General features: G+C 65.8%; 6 protein-coding genes and 1 pseudogene. 4 read left to right on the top strand and 3 right to left on the bottom strand.

The window, feature by feature from the left end; translation table 11 throughout:
- Positions 1 to 77 precede the first annotated feature (77 nt).
- Together ACZYZ9_RS00285 and ACZYZ9_RS00290 are read left to right on the top strand one after the other, a co-directional pair.
- Positions 78 to 767 (top strand): hypothetical protein, encoded by a 690-nt coding sequence (locus ACZYZ9_RS00285; RefSeq protein ID WP_463824245.1) that lies wholly within the window; start codon positions 78 to 80, stop codon positions 765 to 767.
- Positions 768 to 771: 4 nt separating this feature from the next.
- Positions 772 to 2,211: a class I adenylate-forming enzyme family protein gene (locus ACZYZ9_RS00290; protein ID WP_463824246.1), complete on the top strand. Its 1,440-nt coding sequence runs from the start codon at positions 772 to 774 to the stop codon at positions 2,209 to 2,211.
- Positions 2,212 to 2,241: 30 nt separating this feature from the next.
- Here the strand turns inward: ACZYZ9_RS00290 and ACZYZ9_RS00295 are convergent, their stop codons facing one another.
- Complete coding sequence (locus tag ACZYZ9_RS00295; RefSeq protein ID WP_463824247.1) at positions 2,242 to 2,682, bottom strand: SRPBCC family protein; 441 nt, start codon at positions 2,680 to 2,682, stop codon at positions 2,242 to 2,244.
- Between the two features lie 39 nt (positions 2,683 to 2,721).
- Positions 2,722 to 3,726: a zinc-binding dehydrogenase gene (locus ACZYZ9_RS00300; protein WP_463824248.1), complete on the bottom strand. Its 1,005-nt coding sequence runs from the start codon at positions 3,724 to 3,726 to the stop codon at positions 2,722 to 2,724.
- Between the two features lie 101 nt (positions 3,727 to 3,827).
- On the opposite strand from ACZYZ9_RS00300, the gene ACZYZ9_RS00305 reads away from it, so the two are divergent.
- Together ACZYZ9_RS00305 and aceA are read left to right on the top strand one after the other, a co-directional pair.
- Complete coding sequence (locus tag ACZYZ9_RS00305; protein ID WP_463824249.1) at positions 3,828 to 4,571, top strand: MBL fold metallo-hydrolase; 744 nt, start codon at positions 3,828 to 3,830, stop codon at positions 4,569 to 4,571.
- A 46-nt stretch (positions 4,572 to 4,617) separates the two neighbouring features.
- The gene (gene aceA, locus ACZYZ9_RS00310; protein WP_463824250.1) at positions 4,618 to 6,906 is read left to right on the top strand and encodes an isocitrate lyase ICL2; all 2,289 of its coding nucleotides are present in this window, start codon (positions 4,618 to 4,620) and stop codon (positions 6,904 to 6,906) included.
- Positions 6,907 to 6,928: 22 nt separating this feature from the next.
- On the opposite strand, the pseudogene ACZYZ9_RS00315 reads toward aceA, so the two are convergent.
- Positions 6,929 to 7,553, bottom strand: a pseudogene (locus ACZYZ9_RS00315) (PPE family protein); the annotation flags it as partial.

Here is a 7,553-nt window from a genome sequence, read left to right on the forward strand (position 1 = left end):
ATAACGTCCGTGCCAACGAGTAGTGGGCAGGCGTTCAATAACCTGCGCCGGGATGGAGGTCTTTGGCGTTGCTGTTCATGCATGAGGTTCATACGGTGCGTGGCCGCGCCGAGGACGAGTTCGAGGCCGCTTTCCGGGACGGCTGGTTGCCTACGCTCGCCGCCGGGGACGAGGCCCGACTGCTGTGGTACACCAACCAGGCGCAGGGCAGCGGGCCGGCTTACACCGTCATCACCGTGACCGCGGTTCGCGACGGCGCCGCCTGGGAGCGCCTGACGAAGCGGGTGCAGCAGGGGGACCTGCGGGATTGGATGCACCACACCGACGAATTGCGCCACGGGGTCGACGCCAAGCTGTTGGTGGCGTTGCCGTGGTCGCCGATGCAGCATGTGTCATTCGACGATGTGCCGGCCGACGGTCGCGAACACGAGATGAGCCTCTACATGGAAGACACCATGTGGCCCTACGAGGACAAGTTCGAGGAGTACATTCTGCGCTGCGGCGAGGTGTACGCCCGAAGTCTCGAACAACCGTCGTCGATGTTGCAGATGCACGCGTCGTTTCAGCCCGCTCTGGGCAGCCATTTGCGTCGGGAAGTGATTCTGATGCAACGGATCAGCCGTCCCGAAGCGTTGCTCGATCTGCTTCGCACACACATCCCGGCCGAGTACCGGACTCCCGGCACCTGGTTGCACGACGCGTTGGACCTGCGCGACCAGTGGACCAGCAGGTTGTTGCGGACCTCCACCTGGTCGCCGCTGTACTGAGCTGATGAATCTCGGGACCATCATCGATGCCGCCGCGGCGCACGATCCGCAGCGGACCGCACTGATCATCGACGGTCGCTCCTTCAGTTACGCCGAGCTCGACAGGGCCGTGCACGCGTGCGCCGACGGGCTGGCAGCCCGCGGTGTGACGGCCGGTGACCGGGTCGCCGTCGTCGACACCGCCAGTCTGCTGTCGATCGCGGCGCTGCTCGGCGCGGCGCGCATCGGAGCTGCGGCAGCGCTGATGAACCCGGCGCTGACGCCGCCGGAGCTGCGGGCGCTGCTCGACAACGCGGGCTGCGCCGAGGTGGCGGTGGCGGGGGAGTCCTACGCTGGACGGCTGCGTGACGCCGCGGTGCCGACGGTGTTGACCGATGTGGACTTCACCGGCGGAAGACGTTGCCCGCCAGTCGAATCAGTTGTCGACGAGCAGACCGCGATGGTCTTGTTCACCAGCGGCACCACCGGCCTGCCCAAGACTGTCCCGATCGGCAGCCGGCAGTTGACCGCGCGGCTGGACAGGACGTCCGCGCCGTTCGCGCCGGACGTCCCGCCCGTCGCGGTGATGATGTGCGTACCTTACTTTCATGTCGGCGGGTCACTGGGTTTGATCGCCAGTCTCTACTCGGGCAACACGCTGGTGGTGCAGCGCCGTTTCAACGCCGGCGAATGGCTGCGGCTGGTGTCAGAGCACCGCGTGACCGGGATGTTCCTGGTGCCCACGATGATGCACCGGATTCTGGAGCACCCGGACTTCGCCGACACCGATCTGTCCTCGCTCACTGCGATCACCTACGGCGCGGCGGCTGCCCCGATCTCGTTGATGCGCAGAGTGATTGCGGCCCTCCCGCACGTCGCTTTCACCAACGTGTTCGGCCAGACCGAGACCTTGGGCACGTACGCCAACCTGCTGCCCGGGGACCACCACGATCCGGCCCGGGCGGGCTCGGTGGGACGTCCCCTGCCCGGGGTCGAGGTGCGGGTGGTCGACCCCGACACCGGTGCCGACGTCGAACCCGGCGCGGTCGGCGAGCTGTGGGTGCGCAGTCCGCTCAACACCGCGGGCGGGTGGCTGCGCACCGGCGACCTGGGCCGCCAGGATGCCGACGGCTACCTCTATCCGAGCGGGCGACTGCGCGACACCATCAACCGGGGCGGAGAGAAGTTCGGTCCGATCGAGGTGGAGGAGGCCCTGCGTTCGCACCCGGCGGTGCACGACGTCGCGGTGGCCGGTGTCGACGACGAAGAGTTGGGCCAGCGCGTGGGCGTGGCGGTGGTGCCCCGCGGGCCGGTGACCCTCGCCGAATTACGTGCGCACTGCGCGCCGTTGCTCGCCTACTTCAAGCTGCCCGAGCGGCTGACCATCGTCGACGATATCCCCTACAACGCCACCGGCAAGGTGAACCGCGCCCAGCTCGCGGCGCTGATCGGCGCCGCTGACTGAAATCTGCACGGCCACAACAAAAATGGCGTATCAGCCTTTTTTGACTTGCAGTACCCGCTTACGCAGGCCGTCCGTCGCCGTTTCCATCAGCCCCTTGGCGCCCTTCTTGACCAGGAAGCCCGGCACCGGCACGCCGAGATCCACGGTGAGCTCGAAATGCACCCTCGTCGAATTCCCTTCGGGCGTCAGCGTGTATCGCGCGTGCTGTCCCTTCTGCGCTTTGGCGCTCACCAGCTTCCAACTGACGCCGTCGTCGTGCACGGTGTAGTCCAGCACCTGTTCGTCGCTCACGCCAACGACTTTGACGACTTGCCGGGATTTGGTCGGATGGCCGTCCTCGTCGCGCTCCAGAACCTCGACTTCGCGATGAGCCGACGACCATTCGGGCAGCGATTCCAGATCGAACAACACCTCCATGATCTCGTCGGGTGTCGCGTCGATGACAACTTCGCGGGACTCGGTGACAGCCATGCGCAGATACATTGCCACCGCCGCGGCGGCTAAACCAGCTCAGGGCACCAGCACGACCTTGCCGATGTTCTCTCGGGCAGCCAGGATCCGATGCGCTTCGGGTGCTTGGGAGAACGGCACCGCGGCGTGCACGATCGGTGCGACGACGCCGTCGTCGAGTGCCCGGCGCAGCGGCGTGATCCAGGGTTCGAGGGTGCCGCGATCGTCCCACAACCGCAGCATGTTCAGGCCGATGACGGTCTTGGACTCCGACAGCTGATCCATCAGATTGAACCCGCGCAGCATCGCCAGCGCGTGCGGGGCCGCCTTGCGCAGTGCGCGCTTCTCGCCCTCCTGCAGGTTCGAAATCCCATAGCCGACCAACCGTCCACCCGGACGCAGCAGCCCGTAGGACCGCCGCAGCGACGTGCCGCCCAGCGCATCGAGCACGAGGTCGTAGGGCGGCAGATCCTTCCACCAGCCGTCGCGGCGGTAGTCGATCGCGCGATCGACGCCCAATTCGGTCAGCTTCTGGTGCTTGCCGGGCGATGCGGTGCCGTGTATCTCGGCGCCTGCCGCCTTGGCGAACTGAACGGCCGCGATGCCCACGCCGCCGGCCGCGGCATGGATGAGCACCCGCTCGCCGGCCTGCAACGACCCGTAGCCGTGCAACCCCGCCCACGCAGTGGCGTAATTGACCGGGACCGCGGCGCCCTGCTCGAAGCTCACCGACTCAGGCAGCGGCACCGAGTCGGACTCGGCGACATTGACGATTTCGGCGTACCCACCGAATCGCGTTCCGGCCAAGACCCTTTCACCGACACGGCCGCCGTCGACGCCGTCGCCGACAGCCACCACCGTGCCGGCGACCTCGTAGCCGACGACGGCGGGGAGCTTGGGCGCGTCGGGATACAAGCCGACGCGGGCGAGATGATCGGCGAAGTTGACGCCGGCCGCCCGGACCTCGATGCGCAGCTGACCCGGGCCCGGGCGCGGCGGGTCAGGGCGTTGCTGGACCTGCAGCACCGAGGGACCACCGTGTCTGGTGATGACGACTGCGCGCATCGTGTTTCTCCTTGCTCGGGACGAATGGCGGTTCAGCTCGCATCGGGATCACGCCGAGATGGCCTGCTCGAACACCTCTCCGTAATACACTCCCGGGACTGATGAACCACGACTGGGAGCAGTTGAGCGCCAGGGTGCATCGCTGTCGGCTGCCGTTCTGCGATGTCACGGTCGGCCTGGTGTACGGCGCGCGCGGGGCCTTGTTGGTCGACACCGGGACGACGTTGCCAGAGGCCGCCGCCATCGCGGCGGACATCCGGGAGATCGCCGACTGCGACGTGACCGATATTGTGTTGACGCACAAGCACTTCGACCATGTGTTGGGATCCTCGCTGTTCGCCGGGGCCGAAATCCACTGCGCGCCGGGAGTTGTCGAATACCTGCTGGCAGGTACCGACCAGTTGCGCAGTGATGCGCTGCGCCACGGAGCCGATGCCGCCGAGATCGACCGTGCCATCACCGCGCTGCGACCGCCGCCGCGCGGGATCCACGACACCGTGGTGGACCTCGGGGATCGCACGGTCACCATCGCCTATCTCGGTCCAGGCCATAGTCATTCGGACTTGGTCGTGCTGGTTGCGGCTGACCGCGATGGTGGTCCGCCAGTGGTTTTCACCGGCGACCTCGTCGAGGAGTCCGGAACGCCCGCGATCGACGGCGACTCCGACGTGGCCGCCTGGCCCGCGACCCTCGCTCGGCTACTGGCGCTGGGCGGCCTCGATGCCCGTTACGTCCCGGGGCACGGCCGTGTCGTCGACGCGGCGTTCATCCGGCGCCAACAGGGTTGGCTGCGGGCTCGTGCGGCTGAGTCGACCGGTGACCCAGCTCACTATCCAGGGGCATAGACTTTCAGCGACAAGGGGAATTGGCGCTGAGAAGGAGCGGAAGGCCATGGCCATCGCCGAAACGGACAATGCAGTCCAATCGAAGTTCGAGCAGGAGGTCGCCGACACGCAGCGCTACCTCGACAGTCCGCGGTTCGCGGGCATCACGCGCCTGTACACGGCCCGCCAGGTCGTAGAGCAACGCGGCACGATTCCCGTCGACTACACCGTGGCGCGCGAGGCCGCCGCCGCCTTCTACCCGCGCCTGCGTGAGCTCTTCGAGCAGAAGAAGAGCATCACCACATTTGGCCCGTACTCGCCCGGCCAGGCCGTGAGCATGAAGCGGATGGGCATCGAAGGGATCTACCTGGGCGGCTGGGCCACCTCGGCCAAAGGGTCCACGACCGAGGATCCGGGCCCAGACCTGGCCAGCTACCCGCTCAGCCAGGTGCCTGACGACGCCGCGGTCCTGGTGCGCGCCCTGCTCACCGCAGACCGCAATCAGGAGTACCTGCGCCTGAACATGACCGAACGGCAGCGGGCGACCGCCACGTTCTACGATTACCGGCCATTCATCATCGCCGATGCCGACACCGGCCACGGCGGAGATCCGCACGTGCGCAACCTTATTCGGCGTTTTGTGGAGGTCGGCGTCCCGGGCTATCACATCGAGGACCAGCGTCCGGGCACCAAGAAGTGCGGCCATCAGGGCGGTAAGGTTCTGGTGCCGTCCGACGAGCAGATCAAGCGACTCAACGCCGCTCGCTTTCAACTCGACATCATGCGGGTGCCGGGCATCATCGTCGCCCGTACGGACGCCGAGGCAGCCAACCTCCTCGACAGCCGCGGCGACGAACGCGACCAGCCTTTCCTGCTCGGGGCCACCAACCTGAAGGTTCCGTCCTATAAGGCCTGCTTCCTGGCGATGATGAAACGCTTCTACGATTCGGGCGTCGAGGAGCTCAACGGCCATCTGTTGTACGCCTTGAGCGACGGCGAGTACGCGGGAGCCAACGCATGGCTGGAGCGCCAGGGGATCGCCGACCTGATCTCCGAGGCGGTCAAGACGTGGCGGGAGAACGGCGAGACTTCGATCGACGACGTCTACGACGAAGTCGAATCCCGCTTCGTGGCTGCCTGGGAGGACGACGCCGGGGTGCTGACCTACGGCGAAGCCGTGGCCGAGGTCCTGGAATTCGGTGAGAGCGACGACGAGCCGCGCGGCATGAGCTCCCAGGAATGGCGGGAGTTCGCTGCGACCGCGTCGCTCTACGAGGCCCGGCAGAAAGCCGCCGAGTTGGGTGTCGACCCGGGGTGGGACTGCGAGCTCGCGAAAACCCCTGAGGGCTACTACCAGATCCGCGGCGGGATTCCGTATGCGATCGCCAAGTCCCTGGCCGCCGCGCCATTCGCCGACATTCTGTGGATGGAGACCAAGACAGCCGATCTGGCCGATGCCCGGCAGTTCGCCGAAGCGATTCACGCCAAGTTCCCTGACCAGATGCTGGCCTACAACCTCTCGCCCTCGTTCAACTGGGACACCACCGGCATGACCGACGAGGAAATGCGGGAGTTCCCAGCGGAACTGGGCAAGATGGGCTTTGTCTTCAACTTCATCACCTACGGCGGACACCAGATCGACGGTGTCGCTGCCGAAGAGTTCGCTACCAACCTCACCCAGGACGGGATGCTGGCGCTGGCCCGCCTGCAGCGCAAGATGCGGCTGGTCGAATCGCCTTATCGCACACCGCAAACCCTGGTTGGCGGGCCGCGCAGCGACGCAGGCCTGGCGGCGGTCTCCGGCCGTACGGCGACCACGAAGGCGATGGGCAAGGGGTCCACTCAACACCAGCATCTGGTGCAGACCGAGGTGCCCAAGAAGCTGCTGGAGGAATGGCTGGCGATCTGGAGCGAGCACTATCAGCTGGGCGAGAAGCTTCGGGTCACGTTGCGGCCCCGTCGCGCCGGCTCGGATGTGCTGGAACTGGGCATTTACGGCGACGGTGACGAGCAGCTGGCCAACGTTGTGGTCGACCCCATCAAAGACCGCCACGGCCGCAGCATCCTGCAGGTGCGTGACCAGAACACCTTCGCTGAAAAGCTGCGTCAGAAGCGGCTGATGACTCTGATCCATCTGTGGCTGGTGCATCGGTTCAAGGCCGACGCGGTGTACTACGTGACGCCGACCGAGGACAACCAGTACCAGACCGAGAAGATGAAGTCGCACGGCATCTTCAGCGAGGTCTATCAGGAAGTCGGTGAGATCATCGTCGCCGAGGTCAACAAGCCCCGCATCGAGGAGCTGTTGACCACCGACCGCGCGGCGTTGAAAAAGTTGATTCTCAAAGAGAACTGACTAATTCGGGGGTCGGGCCTGGTTATGTGGTGCCCCTGAAGAACAGGCCCGACAGGTTGTTGCCGAGGTTGCCGATGCCGGAGACGAGACTGGTCAGAGCCAGGTCCAGAACGCCGGCGTTGGCAAGACCGGAAACGCCGCTGCCGACGTTGTTGAAGCCCGAAATCAGGCCGCCGAAGTTCTGGTAGCCGGAGCCGCCCAGCAGCCCGGGACCGTTTGAGTTGTACCAACCCGACAGTCCCGCACCGTTGTTGCCGAATCCTGAGTTGCCACCGATCCCGGTGTTGAAGAAGCCGGATGACGGGTTGATCGTTGTGTTGAGGTAACCGGGGCCGCCGGGGACGGGGAAAGTGGCCAGGACCTGTGCGGGTAGGTGGATGCTCGGGATGACCAGCGGCGGCAGGGTGAATTCCGCCAGACCGAACGGTGGGATGTCGAGCGCCGGGGTGGTGAAACCCACTGTGGTGAGGTTCGGCAACACCAGATCACTGAGCCCGATCGGATCGATCGTGAACCCAGGAATCGACACCGGCGCCGTCGTGATATTCGGCAACACCAGATCACTGAGCCCGATCGGATCGATCGTGAACCCAGGAATCGACACCGGCGCCGTCGTGATATTCGGCAACACCAGATCACTGAGCCCG

This window comes from Mycobacterium sp. IDUB_28 (assembly GCF_055419285.1).

Excerpts from the sequence above, each read along its gene's own strand:
- ACZYZ9_RS00285 (WP_463824245.1), top strand. The coding sequence starts at position 78 with ATGCATGAGGTTCATACGGTGCGTGGCCGCGCCGAGGACGAGTTCGAG.
- ACZYZ9_RS00290 (WP_463824246.1), top strand. The coding sequence starts at position 772 with ATGAATCTCGGGACCATCATCGATGCCGCCGCGGCGCACGATCCGCAG.
- ACZYZ9_RS00295 (WP_463824247.1), bottom strand. The coding sequence starts at position 2,682 with ATGGCTGTCACCGAGTCCCGCGAAGTTGTCATCGACGCGACACCCGAC.
- ACZYZ9_RS00300 (WP_463824248.1), bottom strand. The coding sequence starts at position 3,726 with ATGCGCGCAGTCGTCATCACCAGACACGGTGGTCCCTCGGTGCTGCAG.
- ACZYZ9_RS00305 (WP_463824249.1), top strand. The coding sequence starts at position 3,828 with ATGAACCACGACTGGGAGCAGTTGAGCGCCAGGGTGCATCGCTGTCGG.
- aceA (WP_463824250.1), top strand. The coding sequence starts at position 4,618 with ATGGCCATCGCCGAAACGGACAATGCAGTCCAATCGAAGTTCGAGCAG.